General features: G+C 69.3%; 19 protein-coding genes and 3 pseudogenes. 17 read left to right on the plus strand and 5 right to left on the minus strand.

Annotated elements, in window-relative coordinates; all coding sequences use genetic code 11:
* Positions 1–36: 36 nt before the first annotated feature.
* The 3 genes and pseudogenes from hemG to hemE form a co-directional block, all read right to left on the minus strand.
* Positions 37–1,521 carry a protoporphyrinogen oxidase gene (hemG, locus tag IPN02_09930; protein MBK9297135.1) on the minus strand — a complete coding sequence of 495 codons (1,485 nt, stop codon included), beginning with the start codon at positions 1,519–1,521 and terminating at the stop codon, positions 37–39.
* Between the two features lie 13 nt (positions 1,522–1,534).
* The gene (gene hemH, locus IPN02_09935) at positions 1,535–2,491 is read right to left on the minus strand and encodes a ferrochelatase (GenBank protein MBK9297136.1); all 957 of its coding nucleotides are present in this window, start codon (positions 2,489–2,491) and stop codon (positions 1,535–1,537) included.
* Positions 2,481–3,583 (minus strand): annotated as a pseudogene (gene hemE, locus IPN02_09940) (uroporphyrinogen decarboxylase). Before hemE ends, hemH begins: the two are co-directional and overlap by 11 nt.
* A gap of 148 nt (positions 3,584–3,731) precedes the next feature.
* On the opposite strand from hemE, the gene IPN02_09945 reads away from it, so the two are divergent.
* Together IPN02_09945 and IPN02_09950 are read left to right on the plus strand one after the other, a co-directional pair.
* Positions 3,732–5,636, plus strand: a complete 1,905-nt coding sequence (locus IPN02_09945) for an AAA family ATPase (GenBank protein MBK9297137.1) — start codon at positions 3,732–3,734, stop codon at positions 5,634–5,636.
* Positions 5,585–5,893: an ATP-binding domain-containing protein gene (locus tag IPN02_09950; protein ID MBK9297138.1), complete on the plus strand. Its 309-nt coding sequence runs from the start codon at positions 5,585–5,587 to the stop codon at positions 5,891–5,893. Before IPN02_09945 ends, IPN02_09950 begins: the two co-directional genes overlap by 52 nt.
* On the opposite strand, the gene IPN02_09955 is transcribed toward IPN02_09950, so the two are convergent.
* The gene (locus tag IPN02_09955) at positions 5,890–6,525 is read right to left on the minus strand and encodes a TetR/AcrR family transcriptional regulator (protein ID MBK9297139.1); all 636 of its coding nucleotides are present in this window, start codon (positions 6,523–6,525) and stop codon (positions 5,890–5,892) included. The two genes, IPN02_09950 and IPN02_09955, sit on opposite strands and share 4 nt — an antisense overlap.
* Positions 6,526–6,677: 152 nt before the next feature.
* On the opposite strand from IPN02_09955, the gene IPN02_09960 reads away from it, so the two are divergent.
* From IPN02_09960 to IPN02_10000, 9 genes are all read left to right on the plus strand, one after another.
* The gene (locus IPN02_09960) at positions 6,678–6,971 is read left to right on the plus strand and encodes a hypothetical protein (protein MBK9297140.1); all 294 of its coding nucleotides are present in this window, start codon (positions 6,678–6,680) and stop codon (positions 6,969–6,971) included.
* A gap of 97 nt (positions 6,972–7,068) precedes the next feature.
* On the plus strand, positions 7,069–7,260 hold the full coding sequence (locus IPN02_09965) for a hypothetical protein (protein MBK9297141.1): 192 nt from the start codon (positions 7,069–7,071) through the stop codon (positions 7,258–7,260).
* Positions 7,257–7,916, plus strand: a complete 660-nt coding sequence (locus IPN02_09970; protein MBK9297142.1) for a ferritin-like domain-containing protein — start codon at positions 7,257–7,259, stop codon at positions 7,914–7,916. The genes IPN02_09965 and IPN02_09970 overlap by 4 nt, the downstream gene beginning before the upstream one ends.
* A 97-nt stretch (positions 7,917–8,013) precedes the next feature.
* Positions 8,014–8,541: a hypothetical protein gene (locus IPN02_09975; protein ID MBK9297143.1), complete on the plus strand. Its 528-nt coding sequence runs from the start codon at positions 8,014–8,016 to the stop codon at positions 8,539–8,541.
* 164 nt (positions 8,542–8,705) lie between these two features.
* Positions 8,706–9,617 (plus strand): hypothetical protein, encoded by a 912-nt coding sequence (locus tag IPN02_09980; GenBank protein MBK9297144.1) that lies wholly within the window; start codon positions 8,706–8,708, stop codon positions 9,615–9,617.
* A gap of 49 nt (positions 9,618–9,666) precedes the next feature.
* Complete coding sequence (locus IPN02_09985; GenBank protein ID MBK9297145.1) at positions 9,667–9,894, plus strand: hypothetical protein; 228 nt, start codon at positions 9,667–9,669, stop codon at positions 9,892–9,894.
* A 694-nt stretch (positions 9,895–10,588) separates the two neighbouring features.
* Positions 10,589–10,804, plus strand: coding sequence for a hypothetical protein (locus tag IPN02_09990; GenBank protein MBK9297146.1), 216 nt, complete (start codon positions 10,589–10,591; stop codon positions 10,802–10,804).
* Between the two features lie 302 nt (positions 10,805–11,106).
* Positions 11,107–11,445 (plus strand): hypothetical protein, encoded by a 339-nt coding sequence (locus tag IPN02_09995; protein MBK9297147.1) that lies wholly within the window; start codon positions 11,107–11,109, stop codon positions 11,443–11,445.
* A gap of 546 nt (positions 11,446–11,991) precedes the next feature.
* On the plus strand, positions 11,992–12,195 hold the full coding sequence (locus tag IPN02_10000; protein MBK9297148.1) for a hypothetical protein: 204 nt from the start codon (positions 11,992–11,994) through the stop codon (positions 12,193–12,195).
* A gap of 752 nt (positions 12,196–12,947) precedes the next feature.
* Here the strand turns inward: IPN02_10000 and IPN02_10005 are convergent.
* A pseudogene (locus IPN02_10005) lies at positions 12,948–13,639 on the minus strand (metal-dependent transcriptional regulator).
* Between the two features lie 75 nt (positions 13,640–13,714).
* Here IPN02_10005 and IPN02_10010 point away from each other — a divergent pair.
* The 6 genes and pseudogenes from IPN02_10010 to IPN02_10035 all read left to right on the plus strand — a co-directional run bounded on the left by IPN02_10010 (position 13,715) and on the right by IPN02_10035 (position 16,909).
* Positions 13,715–14,203 (plus strand): annotated as a pseudogene (locus IPN02_10010) (class I SAM-dependent methyltransferase).
* A gap of 94 nt (positions 14,204–14,297) precedes the next feature.
* Positions 14,298–14,657 carry a DUF3152 domain-containing protein gene (locus tag IPN02_10015; protein ID MBK9297149.1) on the plus strand — a complete coding sequence of 120 codons (360 nt, stop codon included), beginning with the start codon at positions 14,298–14,300 and terminating at the stop codon, positions 14,655–14,657.
* 310 nt (positions 14,658–14,967) lie between these two features.
* A complete protein-coding gene (locus IPN02_10020; protein ID MBK9297150.1) occupies positions 14,968–15,417 on the plus strand; it encodes a hypothetical protein in 450 nt (149 codons plus the stop codon).
* 114 nt (positions 15,418–15,531) lie between these two features.
* On the plus strand, positions 15,532–15,738 hold the full coding sequence (locus IPN02_10025; protein MBK9297151.1) for a hypothetical protein: 207 nt from the start codon (positions 15,532–15,534) through the stop codon (positions 15,736–15,738).
* Positions 15,739–15,882: 144 nt separating this feature from the next.
* Entirely contained in the window at positions 15,883–16,110 is a 228-nt protein-coding gene (locus IPN02_10030; protein MBK9297152.1) for a hypothetical protein, read from the plus strand.
* A gap of 511 nt (positions 16,111–16,621) precedes the next feature.
* Complete coding sequence (locus IPN02_10035; GenBank protein MBK9297153.1) at positions 16,622–16,909, plus strand: hypothetical protein; 288 nt, start codon at positions 16,622–16,624, stop codon at positions 16,907–16,909.
* Positions 16,910–17,096: the final 187 nt, after the last annotated feature.

Consider the following 17,096-nt stretch of genomic DNA (forward strand, 5'->3'; position numbering starts at 1 on the left):
GTGCTCGGTGGTCCGTCGCGTCGTCGCCCGGGTCGTTCAGCCGCTCATGACGGCCGCAGCGGCCCGACGGCCTTGGCGGATGCACCCCGGGATACCAATGCCCCGGTAGGACGCGCCGGTGACGAGGACGTTGGGTAGTTCCTCGGCGAGCGCTGCGTCGACGGTCGCGCAGCGGTCGAGGTGACCGACGTCGTACTGGGGAAACGCGTCGTGCCAGCGGACCAGCGAGTGGTGCTCCACCGGCCCGTCCAGCCCGGTGAGCGTGCGGGCCTCGTCCAGCACACGGGTGACCAGCTCGTCCTCGGGCAGCCGAGGGGAGTCGGGGTCGTCGTCGTGGCCCACCGAGATCCGCAGTCGCACCAGACCGTCCTCGGCCAGGTGCGCCCATTTGGTCGAGGCGTAGCTCACAGCAACGGTGGCGAACCCCGACCGATGCGGCACGAGCAACCCCGCCCGCCCTGCGGGTGCCCGCACCCGGTCGGGGCGGACGGCGAGGCGCACCATCGCCACCGAGGCGCTGCGAAACCCGCCGAGGACTGCGGCGGTCTCGGGCGCCCCGGCCCAATGGCTCGGCTCGGTCGGTTCGGTCCGGGCGAGCAGCGCCGCCGCCGCTGCGGCGGGTACGGCAAGGATCACGGCATCGGCCGCGATCGCTGCCCGGGCGCCGGTCCGCGTCGAGGCGACCACCATTCGCAACTCGCCGCCGGCGCGCTCGACCGACTCCACCCGTACGGCGTCGCGCAGGCGCACTCCCCGAGTGGACAGCGCGGTGCGGAGGGTGGTGACGAGCTCGGTCATCCCGCCGGGAAGGCCGTAGAAGGCGGGCGTCGTCGAGGGCGGTCCGGCGGCTCGTCGGGTGGCGGCCAGCGCTCCGGTGAGCGAGGGACCCGAACGGGCGGCGACGTCGAGCTGGGGCGCCGCGGCGGCCAGGCTGAGCCGATCGATCACCCCGGCGTTGATCCCCCCGAGGAGGGGCTGCACCAGCCGATCGGCGATGCGATCGCCGAGGCGTTCCCTGATCAGCGAACCGATCGACCGGTCCTCGACCACCGGTCGCCCGGTGCGCACCAACTCCGAGCGAACCGCCTGGATGTCGTCGGCCTCGAGCAGACCGGAGCCTCCCAGCGCGTGCGGGTCGGTGGGGACGCCGAGCACCAGCCCGGTCGGCATCGGGTGGGCGGCACCGTCCATCCAGATGGCGGCGCCGCCGGCGACCGGTGCGGTGAGGCGGTCGCTCAGACCGAGCTCGTCGGCGAGGGCCAGGCCCTCGGGCACCCGGGCGAGAAACATGTCCGCCGCCTCGTCCGTGGCCACGCCACCCACCGGCGAGGTGCGCAGCTTCCCCCCGATGTCCGGCCGGGAGCTGGGAGGGACGACCGCCGCCCCGCCGTCGTCGAGCACGGTGACGTCGAGCGTGCCGCCGATGCTGGCCTCCCAGGCGGCGGCCAGCCCGGAGATGCCGCCGCCGACGATCACCAACCGCCGGCGGGCGCCTGTCATCGAGGTCGGCCGATCAGCCATCGGGGTCGGCCCATCAGGTCTCGAGCGCGGAGGACGGCACGCCCCGCTCGGGCGTCTGCTCGTGGATCAGCTCGGCCAGATCGGCCATCACCGCCACGTCGTCGTTCACCACCGAGGTGCGGGCGAAGGCCAGCCCGAGCGAGTCGGCCAGCTGTGATGCCTCGATGTCGAGGTCGTAGGCAACCTCGAGGTGATCGGCCGTGAACCCCTGGGGCACGACCAGGACGCCGTCCACCTCATCGTCGTCGGCGAGGGTGCGGAGCTCGTCGAGGATGTCGGGGCCCGCCCACGGCTCGGGCGTGCGTCCAGCGGACTGCCAACCGAGCGCCCAACGGTCGGCGCTCAGCCCGGCCGCCTCGGCGATCGCTGTGGCCGAAGCGGTGAGCTCGTCGACGTAGGGATCGCCCTCGAGTACCCGCAGCGGCAGGGAGTGAGCAGTGATCAACACCCGCGTGGCGGTTGGGAGCTCGGCGAGGGCCTCGGTCACCTGGTCGGCCAGAAAGCGGCGATACGCGTCGATTCCCCACCAGGAGTGAATCCCGGCGTAGCCGATGCCGGCCTCGGCGCAGGTCGCCCGAGCCCGATCGTGGTACTGCCCGACCGAAGCGGCCGAGTAGTGCGGTGCGAGCACCAGGCCGACGATGTCGGTGGCGCCGACCTCGAGCAGGTGGGCCACGCCGTCCTCGACAAAGGGGGCAGCGTGCTTCTGGCCCAGTGCGGTCACCCAGCGTCCGGGTTGATCGTGCTGCAGCGACAGCGTGATCGCCGACACCTGGTCGGCGGTCCGGCGTCGCAGCGTGGAGGTGCCGCCCAGCGCTTCGTAACGACCGCGCAGGTCGGCGAGCGCCTCGTCGGTGGGCGGGCGTCCCCGGCGAATGTGGGTGTAGTAGGACTCGATCTCCTCGGGCGACCCCGGCGAGCCGTACGCCATGATCAGGGCACCTCGCACCCGCTCTGCGTCATGAGCCATTGGATGTATCTCCCGTTCCGTCTGCGGTCAGCCCGGCCTCGGCGATGGTGCGGCCCTCGGCGTGGACGAACTCGACCAGCGCTTCGAGCACCTCCGGGTTGGTCTCGGGCAGTACTCCATGCCCGAGGTTGAACACGTGGGCGCCACCGGGCCCCGCCTGGCCGAGCACTTCGCGGGCCTCGGCCAGCGTGGGCTCGACGCCGGCGAGCACGACCGCCGGGTCGAGGTTGCCCTGGACGGGGAGGCCACCGACCCGCTTTCTGGCCTCGCTGAGCGGCACCCGCCAGTCGACGCCGATCATGTCGGCGCCGGCCTCGGCGAACAGGCCGAGCAGCTCGCCGGTGCCAACACCGAAGTGCACGCGGGGCACGTTGAGGTCGGCCAGCTCGGCGAAGACCCGCTGGGAGGTGGGCAGCACGTAGCGGCGGTAGTGGGCGGGCGTGAGGGCGCCGGCCCAGGAATCGAACAGCTGCACCGCCCGGGCGCCGGCGTTCACCTGGGAGCGGATCGAGGCGATGGCCAGGTCGCCAAGGGCCTCCATCAGGTCGAACCAGAGGGCCTCGTCACCGAGCATCAGGGCTTTGGTGGCGCCGTAGGTGCGCGACGGGCGCCCCTCGATCAGGTAGCTGGCCACGGTGAAAGGGGCGCCGGCGAAGCCGATCAACGGGACATCGGTGGCCGAGATGACCGCCTTGATCGTCTCGAGTACGTACAGGGTATCCGCCTCCGGGTCGAGGGGCGGAGACGGCCGAGGTCGGCCCGGCTGCGAAAAGGCTGTTCGACCACCGGCCCGATGCCCGGCACGACGTCGATGTCCACCCCGATGGCGTGGACCGGGGTAACGATGTCGCTGAAGAGCACGGCGGCGTCCACCCCGTAGCGGCGTACCGGCTGCAACGTGATCTCGGCGGCCAGCTCCGGCTGGAGGATGGCTTCGGTGATCGATCCACTGCCCCGCACCGCCCGGTACTCGGGCAGCGAACGGCCGGCCTGACGCTGGAACCAGATCGGCACCCGATCGGGACAGCCGCCACGGGCGGCTTCCAAAATGGTGAGGGCGTGGGTTCGGAGGTGGGGGCTCAGCGGGCATATCGGCCCGCATCCTACTGCCGGGGACGGCGGATTGGACCCGGTGGCGTGCCGCGGTGGCGCCGCCGGGCCCGGTAGGCTGCTCTGTCCCTCAATTCGGCCCCGTCGCAATCGTCGGACGAATTCGCCCATCGGAGGAATCGCCGTTCTCGTGAGCCGAGACCCTCAATTGGAGGCCGAGCAGGCCTACATCGACTTCGCCTACGAGTGCCTGGACGCCACCCGCCGGGCCGCCGAAGAGGTGCGCGACACCGTGGTGCACGAACCCGGCGGCACGTTCCAGGCCCGATACGAGCGCGATGTGATCTGGGATCGCGTCGCCGCCCGGTTGGCTCACCTCGAACTTGGCGACAGCGCCTTGATGTTCGGCCGTATCGACCGTGATGACGTCGCCGCCAACGGCGCCGACCCAGAGGGACACCTGGATCAACCGCTGACGAGGGGCGACCCCCCGCCCGACGGTGCCGAGCCTTACTACATCGGCCGCATCTCGGTGGCCGACCAAGCCCAGAACCCTGTCGTCGTCGATTGGCGGGCCCCCGTGGCCGAACCCTTTTACCGCGCCTCTGCCTCCGACCCGATGGGGCTGGTCCGTCGCCGTCACTTCGCTGTGCGGGGTCGGGCGCTGCTCGGCATGGACGACGAGCTGTTCGGCTCGGCGGCCGAGGCGCTCGACCACGGTTCGGTGCAGGGCCACGGGGCGTTGGTGGCGGCGCTGGAGGAGCGCCGGTCGGGCAAGCTGTCCGACATCGTCGCCACCATCCAGGGCGAACAGGACGAGGTGATCAGGGCGCCGCTGCCGGGGGTGCTCATCGTGCAGGGTGGGCCGGGAACGGGCAAGACGGTCGTGGCCCTGCACCGAGCGGCCTACCTGCTCTACACCCATCGCTTCCCGCTCGAGGGCCAGGGGGTGCTGGTCGTCGGTCCCAACCGCCTGTTCCTGTCCTACATCGACCAGGTTCTGCCGTCCCTCGGCGAGGCCGGCGTGCACACCGCCGTGATCGGCGACCTGATCCCCGATACCCGGGTGGCCGCCTCCGACCCGCTGCCGGTCGCTCGTGTCAAGGGTGACCTGCGCATGGTGGCGTTGGTGCGCCAGGCGGTCAGGGATCGCCAGCGGGCCCTGCGGGAGCCGCTCGTGGTGCCCTTCGGCGTCCAGCGCCTGCGTCTCAGCGTGGAGGAAAGTCGCCGGATCGTGGCCGACGTCCGCAGCCGCGTTCGCAGCCACAATGCCGGTCGGCGGATGGTCGAGGAGCGGGTCTTCGGCCTGCTCGCCGAGCGTTCGCGCCAGCCGATCGCGCCGGAGGACCTGCGCGACCGCATTCGCAGGATGGAGGAGGTGCGATACGCCCTCGAGTGGATGTGGCCGGTGCTGAGCGCGTCGGAGCTGCTGAACGACTTGTACAGCTCTCGGGCCCTCATCGCGTCGGCCGCGGCCGGCCGCCTGAGCGACGACGAGATCGACCTCCTGATCAGCCCCCACCACGACGATGCCTCCGAGCGGGTGTGGGCATTCGCTGATGCGCCCGTGCTCGACGAGGCCTTGGTGCGCCTCGGCGCTCGGCCGGGAAGGCGCGAGAGCGATGTGATCCGCACTTATGGCCACATCCTGGTCGACGAGGCCCAGGATCTGTCCCCAATGGAGTTGAGGACGCTGCGCCGGCGAAGCCTGGGCGGTTCGATGACCGTGGTGGGCGACATCGCCCAGGCGACGTCGCCGTGGGCCCACGACGATTGGGATGAGGTGCTGGAGGCGCTGCCGCAGCGTCGCCCGGCCCGCAGGGTGGAGCTGCGTACCGGCTATCGCCTGCCCGGACCGATTATGGAACTGGCGGCGCAGTTGTTACCGCTGGCCGCGCCCGGGCTGGCGCCGCCGAGCTCGATCCGTGAGCTCGGCGACGAGCCGGTGGTCGAGCGGGTCGACGATTTTCGGGCAGCTCGCGTTTTGCCGACGTGTTGGTCGGGGCGGTCCGCCGGGAGGTCAACGCAGTCGGCCAGGGAAGCGTGGCCGTCGTCTGCGCCGACGCCTGGCTCGAGCGCTGCGAGCGGGCGCTGACCGACGCCGGGGTCGACTTCGGCCGGGCGACCCGCCACGGGCTGGACGAGCAGGTGACCGTCGTCGTCGTGCGGATGGTGAAGGGCCTGGAGCTCGATTCGGTGATCGTCGTCGAACCGGCCGACATCCTCGAGGCCGACGATCGGGGCCCCCAAGCGCTGTACGTGGCGCTCACCCGCGCCACCCGCCGACTGTCGCTGGTGCACGAGCGACCCCTGCCCGAGGTGCTCCTCGGTTCGGGTGGCAAGCGGTCCTAGGCCAGGCGCCTGGCCATGCCGTCGAGCAGCGCCTCGATGCCGAACTCGAACGATTCGTCCAGTTCCTCTCGGCTGAGGCCGGACCGCGCTGCGGCCCCCTCGCCCATCACCGTGCCCATCACGTAGCGGGTGATCGTGCGCACCACCATGCGAGCGTCGGCCTCGTCGAGGCCGGCGGCCATCAGGTCCGAGGAGACGCCCAACACGGCGGACACCAAGGTGGTGGGCCTCGACCGCAGCAACGCCGCAAACGTCGCCGGATAACGCCGCGAGAGGACGAGGGACGCCCTTGCATTGACTCGGACCGGCTCGGCCCAGCCCAGCTTCGAATTCCGGGATGGCTCCTCCGTCGCCTCGTCGCTCACGGTGTTGAGTTCGGCGACCACGTGCTGAGCGATCGCCTCCATCAGGGCCTGGCGATCGGCGACATGGTGGTAGGTGGCCATTGGCGACGAACCCAACCGGGTGGCCAGGCGTCTCATCGACGGGGCATCGGGGCCTTCGGCCTCGATCAGGTCGATCGCCGTCGTGACGATGTGGTCCAACGTGAGAGGCGTTCGTGTTTTGGCCGCTCCGTCGGAGCTGACGCGCGGGCGTAACGCTGTTGGCGGCCGGCTCTGCGGCTTGCTCATCGAAACCCACGCTCCGAGTCTCCCCTTCGCCAGGCTGTTGTGCAAAGGGCGGTCTGTACGGCGTACATTGGCAGGAGAATAGGCGGTGACCGTCCGCTCGGACGCGCCGGCCGAGATGCACACGTACGATCACCTCGGGGGAGAGAGATCACATGACTGCAACCGTGACGCCCGGAGCATCGCCCGACAAGGTTGCGGCGCGACCGATGAGCGACGTTGACGACGTGGACCACATCATGTCCGCCTACGACGACGACGGCTGGGCCGACGATGTCGGCCGTGCCGTCGAGCTGAACGCCGATGCCCTGTTCACCTGGGGACTACGAGCGGACCCGCCCGGCGCTGTCCAAGTTGTACGAAAAAGGCCAAGACCTCGCAGTGGAACGGCGCCACCGACCTGGACTGGAGCATCGCTGTCGACCCAGAACATGTGGCCGAGAACCTGATGAAGTTCTCGATGGAGCGCTTCAAGATGCTCCAGGGTGTCTCGGTTCGCCCTTCAAGAACTTCGGCCTGAACGAGTGGACCCAGGTCGGGGTCGAGATGCAGCGCTTCCAGCTCAGCCAATTTCTCCACGGTGAGCAGGGCGCGCTGATGGTGGCCGGGTATGTCACTGCCACCACGCCGTGGATCGACGCCAAGTACTACGCGGCCACCCAGACGGTCGACGAAGCTCGCCATGTTGAAGTTTTGCCCGCTACCTGCACGAGAAGCTCGGCGGCGACTATCCGATGAATCCCAACCTGGGGGCCCTGATCACCGACACCCTGTCGGACTCCCGCTGGGATCTCACTTACCTGGGCATGCAGATCATGGTCGAGGGCCTGGCGTTGGCGGCGTTCGGTGCGATGCACCACACGACGTCGGAGCCGCTGCTCAAGCGACTGTTGCGCTACGTGATGTCCGACGAGGCGCGCCACGTTGCCTTCGGCGTGCTCACCCTGCGCGAGTACTACGAGGGGCTGTCCGACGCCGAGCTGCGTGAGCGCCAAGAGTTCACCTTCGAGTCGGCCGAGCGGCTGCGCAACCGATTCTTCATGGTGGACGTGTGGGAGCGCATGGGTGTCGATCCCCGCAAGGTGCTCAAGTTGATAGCCGAGCACCCGCCGCCGGCACAGACGATGTTTCAGCAGCTGCTGTTCTCCAAGATCGTGCCCAACACCAAGAAGCTGGGCCTGCTCGACGCGTCGGGTGGCTGGCTGCGCCGGCGCTTCGAGGAGCTGGGCGTGATCGAGTTCGAGGACTGGTGGACACCTCCGAGGAGTACGCCAACCTCGACGCTTTCGAGGCGGACGCCAAGGCGGAAGCGGGCTAGGCGCAGGCCGACACCCGCTGTTCCCTCAATTGGGTGCAAGGACTGCGACCAGCGTGGCCACGGTGGCCTGCGTTGATCGGAACCAGCCCAAAGTGAACTAACCTTGATCCGATGGCCCGGTAGTCGGACAGGCGCGATGGCGACGAGGCACCCGTGAAAGAACCACAACGTCGGTGATCGCCGCTGCGGTGGCCAGCGTCGCTCTGCTGCTCGGGGGATGCTCGGGAGGCGACGATGATGCCACCGTCGGCGACCCGTCCACCCCGGACGGCGAGCTGACCTACTCCTCTCCCCTGGCGGAGGCGCTCAACCTGGGCGATGCCTCCAAGCTGGTGAGCGAACAGCAGAAGCAAGTGGCCCAGTGCATGGCCGACCGCGGCTGGGAATACACGCCGGTCAAGATCCCAGGCGGCATCGAGGATGAGCTCGGCGCTGTGGACGAGTATGCCGACCTGTTCGACGAGGAGTTCCGTACCCGCTGGGGGTTCGGCATCTCCACGATCTATGCCGACGACGGCGGCTACGCCGATGGCGCCCCCCACCGGCGTGTTCTCCGGCGGCGACGACCCCAACCAGGACTTCATCGATTCGCTGTCGCCCGAGGAGCAGTCCCGCTACTACACCGACCTGTTCGGTCCCGACCTGGCGGGCCAGATGGGCCAGCTCGCTGCCGAGGGCGCCGAGCCAACGATCCCCGGTGACGCTGCGGCGGCCGGAGGCGCTGCGGACTCGGCCGGCTCAGAGGACCCCAACGCCGGTTCGCAGTCCGACCTCGACGCCGACGCCAACCCCGATGGTGGCGCCCAGGGTGTCGATGACCCCGGGCTGGAACAGCTGGTTGGCTCCTGCACGCTGGCCGGCATGAATGCGGACAACTCCAAGGATCTCGTCCGGCGAGCAACTGTCGACCAAGCTCAACCAGGCGTCGACCGATCTGGGCATCAACTCGACCGCCGACCTGGTGAAGTCGTCGCCGAAGCTCGAGAAGCTCAGGGGGGTGGGCCCGAGTCGCATGGGCCCGGGTCCGGCCATCTCCCAGGGTGACGACGGTGAACGACCCGAGGCGCAGCTGTCCGAACGGCTCGATGAAGTGTTGTTCGCCAGCACCGAATCGCCCAAGCCCGACCTGGGCGGCGTCACCAGCGTGCCCGCTGACGCCGGAGCGGGCAGAGCGGCGACGAGTCCCAGCAGGACAAGCCCACCGACGGAGGAACCGACCCGGGAGCCGGGGCGACTCCGGAAGTGGTCGCCGGCGATGACGACGGAGGCCGGAGCCAGGAACGCCGCATCCAACGAGCGGGCCTTCGACCCGGCCGACGTCGACCTGGCCCAGCTCAAGCAACTGCAGTCCGACCTTGCGAGCTGGCGATGGCCGCACACGACCGCACCGGCGGCGGAGTCTTCCGGCCTGTTTACTGGAGGTGCGAAAGTCACCGCCGACAACTGCCCCGTCGCCACCGCAACGGCGACCTGCTCGATGAGTTGGCTAAGCTGTCCGGGTTGGGCTGGAGCCGGTAACACTGCGCGCTCGATCGCCATCGGCGCGGTCGTGCTGCCGGTGGTGGCCGTGCTCATCGAAGCGTGTTGGTCGGCCGCCGTATCGAGTCCCCAGGCCGACGCTGCCCTCGATGCCGCTCCGCCAGCGTCGGCCCGACCACCGTGCCAGGAAACGCAGGTAAGTGCTCTCGGCCGATCCATGGATCCGGGGCACGCTTGGTGCGGTCGATTCCACCGAGGTGACGCTGGCGGCTTCGAGACGGTCCCGCCGACGACGTGAAGGTCTCGGCCCCCCGCCGTCGGCGATACCGTCAACCAAGGAGGGCGACGTGATCCTGGAGGTGGGCAACCGCCCGGTGATCGCCCTCATCGGTGACCTGCCGCTCGTACTGCGCGACCTCGGCCGAAAAAGGCACCTCGGCGACGACGTGCGGCTGACCGAGGAGGCATTGGGACGGCTGGGAGGCTTCACAAGGCGGCTGACGACACCTGGGACGCCGACGCACCTCCGCCGCCCTCGACCGCCCCTGTACACCGACCGGAAATTCCGCACCTGATTTCGGGGCACCGCCGGAAGTGACCGAGGAGGTTACGGCCGGTTGAATGCCGAGACGAGGCGGCGGCCCCCAGGGGGCGACGCCGCCTCCCTCAGCTAGGCCGGAACAGGCGCTGGATGCGGCCACCTCCAGGGGTTGGTGGGGCGTTTTCCCGGCTTTCCGCCACGACGAGAGGTAGTGGTTGCTACTAAGCCTTCCGGCCCGGGTGGCCAAGGCCGCCGTGCAGCGAGAGCCTCAAGCAGGGCCGGGGCGGTGATGACGTTGGGGTCTGAGCCCCCAGATCCGGTCATCCGGTGGCCGAGGGTGGACCGCAAGCTGGTAGCCCAAACAGCGGGCCAGGCGTCCAGCTCACCGACTCGGGCGGGACCTTCGAGGACACCGTGGTGGCGGTGGCCTCCATGCGGGCACCGGTGAAGTTGCTATAGCCCGAGCTGACTATGACGTGACGCTCGCCCCCCAACGATCCACCGGCGAACGTTTAGACGCCGATGTCACCGATACGCTCCAGGTGGCAGAACCGATGGCAAGGTGCTCGTCGTGCCGGCGGCTGCGCTGTCGCTCGGCGGCGACGGCGCGCCCGGGTGGAGGTGGTCGAGGCGGCATCAAGGGCGGCGACGTAGCATCGTCCACCATCGTCGAGGGTGGCTCCCGGGCTCGGGAAGCCCGGCCTCACCTGCCGGCGTGGCTGGTTGAGGTGACGCCGACCGGGAAGGGGGCGCTCGAGGCGGGCGACGAGGTGGTGGTCGGCGAGGGCCGATGGGACGTCGACGTCCACCCGGACGACGCCACCGCGGCCGTGGCTGAGAGCGCAAGCCCGGCGCTGGTCGAGCTGGCCGGGGTGTGGGCCACGATGGGCGGCGAGGAGCGGATCCACGCGGTGGCCGACGTGTCGTTGCGTATCGAGCGGTAAGTGAGGTGGTCGACCGGCGCGTCCCGGTTCGGGAAGTCCACGCTGTTGAACCCGATTCGGCCGCCTGGACCGGCTCCGCACAGGGCTCGTACCGCTTTGACCCAGGGTGGATGTCCGCTTCGCTGAGCCGACGCCCGTCGCGCCCCCTGCGCCCATCGGCTGGGCTTCGTGTGTTCCGTCCTTTCACCTGCTGAGCACCGGCACCGCCACCGAAAATGTCATGGTCGCCGACCTGTACCGTCAGGGCCCCGACGGGACCGGCGGGCTCGGGTCCGTGAGGGCGCTCGTCCGGGTGGGCCAAGGTGCCGGACTGGGACTCCTCGGTCACCAGGCAGTCGGGCGGGGAACGTCAGCGGGGTGGCGATCTCGCGCCCGATACGCTGGACGCCCCGGAGTTGTTGTTGTGCGACGAACCCACCGGCAAAAGCCTCGATTCGTCCACCACCGCCGAGGTGATGGACCTGTTGGAGGAGTTGCACGCCGACGGGCAGACGCTGCTGGTCGTGACCCACGAGGCCGACGTGGCCCGTCACACGACACGGTCGCCGTCATGCGGACGGAGCGCTGAGGGTGCCGGCAGCCGATGGCGGGATGACCGGGCTCAGGAGGCGACACGGCGACGGAGCCGTCGGCGGGCGTAGCGACGGACGCTCCCGTCGACCGGCCGAGCCAGGTGCCACGCCCGGCGCGCCGCCCGCCCGGCCGGGGCTGGCCCTGCGACCTGGTCGACGAGGCGCTCAGCTCGGCCTTTGCCCGTTCCAGGCGGGCGGTGCTTACTGCGTTGGGTACCGTGCTCGGCATCGTCACGCTGGTGGCGACCGCCGGGCCCAGCCGCATCGAGGCCAACAGATCGTCGATCGCTTCGCGAGCTGGCCGCCTCGACCGTCGATGTCCAGCGCCGCCACCGTGCCCGGCGGTCCGGACGGCCCAAGCGGTGGTGGTCGGCACCGATGGGCCGGGATGCCCCCGGCGTGTTGAGCCGGCTGGCAGGGTGGACGCGGCCGCCACGCCTGAGCGACGTGGTGTTGGTCCAGGGGTCAGACCGTCACCGCAGCTGCAGGTGGTCGATCCTAGCGCCCCCGCCGGTCGTGGCCCCTACGGCCATCGCAACTCGCCCGACCCGCTGCGGGCGAATACGGGGGCGGCTGGGCTCGGGGCGATTCTTCCGATGCCGAGGCACGACCGGCGTGCGCGACCAGGTGGTGGTATTGGGGGCCGCTGCCGCCGACCAGCTGGGCATCACCTCCGGTCGGAGCTCGTCGCCGACCATCATGATCGGCGACGACTCCTGTGCGGTGATCGGCATCATCTCGACGGCCGAGCGTCGAAGCGAGCTGCTCCGGCATCAGTCGTCGTGTCCGACGGTACGGCGCGCAGCCGGCTGGGGCTAAACGCCCCGTGGGGGCTAGTCGTCGAGACCGACGTCGGCGCAGCGGGGCAGAGGTGGCCGATCAGGTGCCGTTGGCGCTGTCCCCCCAACGACCCGGACCTGATCACCGCCACCGCCGGCGGGGAGCCCTCCGACGTCCGGCGGGGCGTGGCCCAGGACGTCTCCGGGCTGTTCTCATGCTCGGTGGAGTTGCCCGCTCGTCAGGCAATTGGGCATTGCCCACGCCTGACGCTAGTGTCCGTACTCTTCGAGCAGGTGGGAGATCGGTTCGCGCCGTTTTTTTTTTTCCCGGCGCGGGCCTTCGCCGTCGCCACATCGTCGCCTGTTGTCCCCTTTTCGCCGAAAGCGCCCTGCCCCGCCCCCCCCCCCCCCCCCCCCCCCTGGGCACCCCATTTTCCGCATGGTCGGATCGGCCAGGGGCGTGGTGGTGACCGTCGCCGCGGCGGCATTAACCGTGGTGGTTGGACGCTCAGCGCGACTCCGTGGCTCCCCTTGGCTGCCGTCGCCCTCGGGGCCGTTGCGGGGACTACTTCGCCGGCGCTTATCCGCCGGCCTGGCGTGGTGTCGTCCGCCTCGAGCCGGTCGACGCTCCCGCGCTTCGGCGACCTGAGGCCTGCCCTGCCCACCTGCCCCCCCGCGTTTCCCCCCCTTCGCGTGGAGTTCGAACCCGCTCAAGCCCTGGCCCGGTCCCGGGTCCTTCGGTTTTCTCCCACCCCCCCGGGTAACCCCCCCCCGCCCCCCCGCTCCCCCCGCTCAGGCGGCCTTCACCATGATGCGCTCGGAGGCGAACGTGATCCGATGCCCACCGTGTCGTCGTCGATCGAAACGGTGGCCGACCCGTCGAGGAGAGCGCCACCAGCGTGCCGACCGCTCCGGGCAGCAGCTCGTGGCTTTCGAGAAAACTCTCGAGCATGCCCTTGGCAAACTCCAGCTCCTCGGGGATGCGGGTGATCGTGAAGCCGTCGCCGACCGCCAGCTCCGACAGGGCGACCAGGTCGGGGGGCGGCAGGTAGTCGCTACCTGGGATCGGGTTGCGGGGCAGGTCGTCGGATCGCCGAGCAGCTTTGCCATAGCGTCCTCGACCGGGGGTCGAGATGACGTGCTCCCACTTGCCGGCCTCCTGGTGGGCGAGGGCCCAGGACAGGCCGAGCACATCGGTGAGAAACCGTTCGGCCAAGCGGTGGCGGCGAACGACCTGGTTCGGCCAGCTTCATCCCCTCCACACTCAGGGCGATCTTGCCCCGGTTGACGGTCAGCAGGCCCTCGTCGGCCATCTTGGGGCACCATCTCGGACACCGCCGGCCGGGGACGTCGAGGCGCTCCGCGATGCGGGCCTGGATGACGGCCACATCGTCCTCGCGCAGCTCGAAGATCGCCTCGCAGTACTCCTCGAATGCCGGGTGGTATTCGTTGAGTCTGGCGTTACCCCGGCTCGACGTCTGCATGCCAGCAGCCCAGGCCACCCCGGTTGGCGGGGGCGTCTGGCCGGAGGCCGCTGGTCCTCGCTACTGTGGACGGTGATGTCGGTCAACCCACAGGCCTGTCTTCCCGCCGACGACCCAAGCGGCGGGCACTGGTTTGAAGGGCTGGCCGACCACCTCGGTGCCGCCTACCTGCGCTATTCGTTCACCAAGGGCACCGTGCGAGAGGTGGACTCGCTCATCGGGTTGCTCGGCCTGGAGCCGGGGATGACGCTGCTCGACGTCGGTTGTGGCCCGGGGCGCCACAGCCACGAGTTCGCCCGGCAGGGGGTTCGCGTCACCGGCGTGGACATCTCGGAGCGCTTCATCCAGCTGGCTGCCGCCGAGGCACCAGACGGCGCCACCTTTCAACGGGCCGACGCCCGCGCCCTCGACTTCGATGGCGTCTTCGACGTTGCGATCTCGCTGTGCCAGGGGGCGTTCGGGCTGGGTGGCCCGGCCCTGGACACCGACGACCCCCAGCTGTTGCAGCCCGACCTGGCGGTCCTCGACGGCGTGCATCGTGCCCTGCGCCCGGGCGGACGGTTCCAATGTGTCGGGCGCCGGGTTGGGCATCGCTGGGCCGGCCGGTGCGCAGGATCAACCGGCCCAGGAGAAGGTGGCGTTGGCCATCGAATCCCGGGTGGACGACGTCTCTACCGACGAGTTGTCGTTGATCACGATGTCGACGTTGACCGACCCGCGCGGCTGGGCGCAGGCCGGCTTCACGTTCGACGCCGACCCCGACAGCGCCAACCGGTTGGTCCTGGCCGAACCCGACGTCGTCGATGAGCTGTGTGCCCCCATCGAGACGGGTCGAACGCTGAGCTGCCAGAACGGTCCCGTCGTGGTGCTCAATGCCGACGGCTGGCGCACGGCGCCTGAGGGTTGGCCGGACGTGGAGACGTACCGCCAATTCCTCGTCAACCACGGTGTCGGCCATCTGCTCAGCCAGTTTCACCCGTCCAATCGATGTCCGGTGCCGGCGAACCCGAGGCGTTGATGGCGCCTCAAGCGAACGGCCTCGAGGGATGCACGGCCAACCCGTGGCCGCTGAACTGGGAAGTTCTTCTGGCGGCGAAGCGTCCCGTCGTGCTGGCGCCTACGCCGGACGTGAAACCCGACGTTCCTCGGTCAACCCGGGGCGGTGTCGTCGCTGCAGCAGAGCCGGAGGCCCCGACAACGACGACCCGCCGTCGACGACCGGCCCCCGACACGGCCGACTCTGACGAGGCCGATGCGGGTGCGACTGACGGGCCGAGACACGTTCAAAGCAGGCAGGCCCAAAGGAGGACTCGTCGTCGGGGGCGCCGTTGCTGGCGCTGGGCATCATCGCTGCGCTCGTTCTCGTCGGCGTGGCATTGGCGGTGGTCTGGTCACGTCGTCGCGCGAAGCGCTCCGAGGTGATCGACGATGACGATGCGGACGCCGTGGATCTTGACGATGACGTGTTCCCAGATGTTTTCGGCGACGACCTGACAGCGGTCGCCCTCGCCGACGATTGGAACTTCGACGAGTCCCCACTAGCGGAGGTCGAGGGTGGGTTCGATTCCGTGCCGTTTGGAGTCCGTCCTGGCGAGCAGCGCGAGAGCGGCTCTGGGGTCGCGCTGCGGCCGGCGGAGCGATGGCACGTCCGGCTGTCCGGCCGGGCGCGACGGGAGGGTTCGCTGCTCTGGCTGGCCCCCCAACGATGGGAACCCGGCGACGTCGAATCGTTCCAGCACGCCATCGGTGGCGGTGTTGCAGGCGATGGCGAAGCGTGACCGCACGGCGCACCGGCGGACGTCGACGCGTCGCGGGTCGGCGCTGCGCTGGGCGACTTTCTGCGCCGGCATCCGCACCTGGCCCCCTCCGAACACGAGGGCTTGGGGCTGGTCGTGCTCGGCGATGATCAGGTGGTGGCCGCCGTGCTGGGGGCCACCGAGCTCGTCGAGCTGCGCTCCGGGCTGGCCAAGCCGGTGCGACGCCAGGGCATCCTGCACCTCAGGGACACTGCCGAATCGCCGCTCGAGGTGGAGCTGTCGGTCACACCCCCGGCGCGGCCGCGGGCGCGGATCGTCGTCGAGCGAAGCGAGTCGGCGTAAGCCGCAACCGACGAGCAACGAGGTGGGACGGGACCGTCAACTCTGGCGCGCGTCGTGTGACGTTCGTCTTGACTCATCGACGCCTCGGTTCGTACCTTCTGAAGTCATGAACGAAGGTCTTCGATGAGCCCACCGTCGCCTTCGATGGCAGTTCGACTGGCTGTCACGCTGGGTGCGACCACCCTTCTGACCATCGGGGCGGTCGGTGTCGGCGCCGCCACTCCAAGTTCAGATAAGCCTGAGTCGACGAGGGAGACGGTCGGGCCCAAGGACCCCGACGAGCCAAGCGAGGGCGCCAACGACGGCCACGAAGGTCTTTCCCGACGAGACTCGACGGCGCTGGAGGACCCCGCGAGTGCCTGCTCGACCTAAAAGACGCGAAGCGACCCAGAAGGATTGCCGGCCCAAGCGGAACGTGGTGTATCAAGCCGAGCTTTCGCCGCTGGCGGGCAGAGTTGGTTGCCCCCAGCGATGCCGATCTTCGGCCTGAGGTCCGTTAGAGCCCCCAGATTCATGCTCGGTACCAGCAGGTACCTGAATCCATCAGAGATCGTTTTCTGCATTGATGGTTTGACACCACCTGGCGATGTACGAGAAGCAAACGTTGAACGAAACGGAGAGAAAGTCTCCGATGGATTCGTTATTGATGGAAGGCCGGTGAAGCAGGGGCAGATTCGGCTCTGCACTCAAAAGGAACTTGACGACGGCAACGATGGAAGGTCGAGCAGTAGCGGTTTGGTGGATCGGACGGCAGCGGTGGTGCCGATCGGGACAGAAGCGGCACGACTGGTGCGACAGACGGTGGCCTTGATGGTGGCGACGAAGGCGGAAGTAGCCCGAAGGACGTCAGCGACAGCAGCACCGACATGAGTCCGAGCCCGGGATGACCAACACGGAGGCGCAAACCTCATTCACTTCGACGAAGTCATCCGACCCGCGGGTGTTCCTCGTCGCCGGGGTTGGCGGGCTGATCATCCTTGTCGGGCTGGTGATGCTGATTCGTCAGCGCCCCGTATATGCGGCGCTGATGACCGTTCCGCTGCTCGGTCTGTTGGCAGGCCTGTATTGGATGAAGCTGGCCGACGGCGCCACACCACACACCCCGGACCAGTCTGGACCGGCCCAAATGCCACAGCAGCCGATCGGGCACCACGCCGTTGCGCCGCAGTGATCTCGGACGATTCAACGCCCGGGGATCTTGAACTAGGTGGCGACACCCCAACCGTACGCGCGGATCGTCCCCGGCTTCGGGCGGCGAAGAACTTCGACATTGATGCACTGATGCGCCAGCAGGACAACACCAAGCCGCCGCAGTGTCCCAACTGCGGCCAGTTTGAGCGTTTGCGTGCCAACCCTGA

This window comes from Candidatus Microthrix subdominans (assembly GCA_016719385.1).
Classification (GTDB): Bacteria; Actinomycetota; Acidimicrobiia; order Acidimicrobiales; family Microtrichaceae; genus Microthrix; species Microthrix subdominans.

Excerpts from the sequence above, each read along its gene's own strand:
- hemG (MBK9297135.1), bottom strand. The coding sequence starts at position 1,521 with ATGGCTGATCGGCCGACCTCGATGACAGGCGCCCGCCGGCGGTTGGTG.
- hemH (MBK9297136.1), bottom strand. The coding sequence starts at position 2,491 with ATGGCTCATGACGCAGAGCGGGTGCGAGGTGCCCTGATCATGGCGTAC.
- IPN02_09955 (MBK9297139.1), bottom strand. The coding sequence starts at position 6,525 with ATGAGCAAGCCGCAGAGCCGGCCGCCAACAGCGTTACGCCCGCGCGTC.
- IPN02_09960 (MBK9297140.1), top strand. The coding sequence starts at position 6,678 with ATGACTGCAACCGTGACGCCCGGAGCATCGCCCGACAAGGTTGCGGCG.
- IPN02_09965 (MBK9297141.1), top strand. The coding sequence starts at position 7,069 with ATGCAGCGCTTCCAGCTCAGCCAATTTCTCCACGGTGAGCAGGGCGCG.
- IPN02_09970 (MBK9297142.1), top strand. The coding sequence starts at position 7,257 with ATGAATCCCAACCTGGGGGCCCTGATCACCGACACCCTGTCGGACTCC.
- IPN02_09980 (MBK9297144.1), top strand. The coding sequence starts at position 8,706 with ATGCGGACAACTCCAAGGATCTCGTCCGGCGAGCAACTGTCGACCAAG.
- IPN02_10030 (MBK9297152.1), top strand. The coding sequence starts at position 15,883 with ATGGCAGTTCGACTGGCTGTCACGCTGGGTGCGACCACCCTTCTGACC.
- IPN02_10035 (MBK9297153.1), top strand. The coding sequence starts at position 16,622 with ATGACCAACACGGAGGCGCAAACCTCATTCACTTCGACGAAGTCATCC.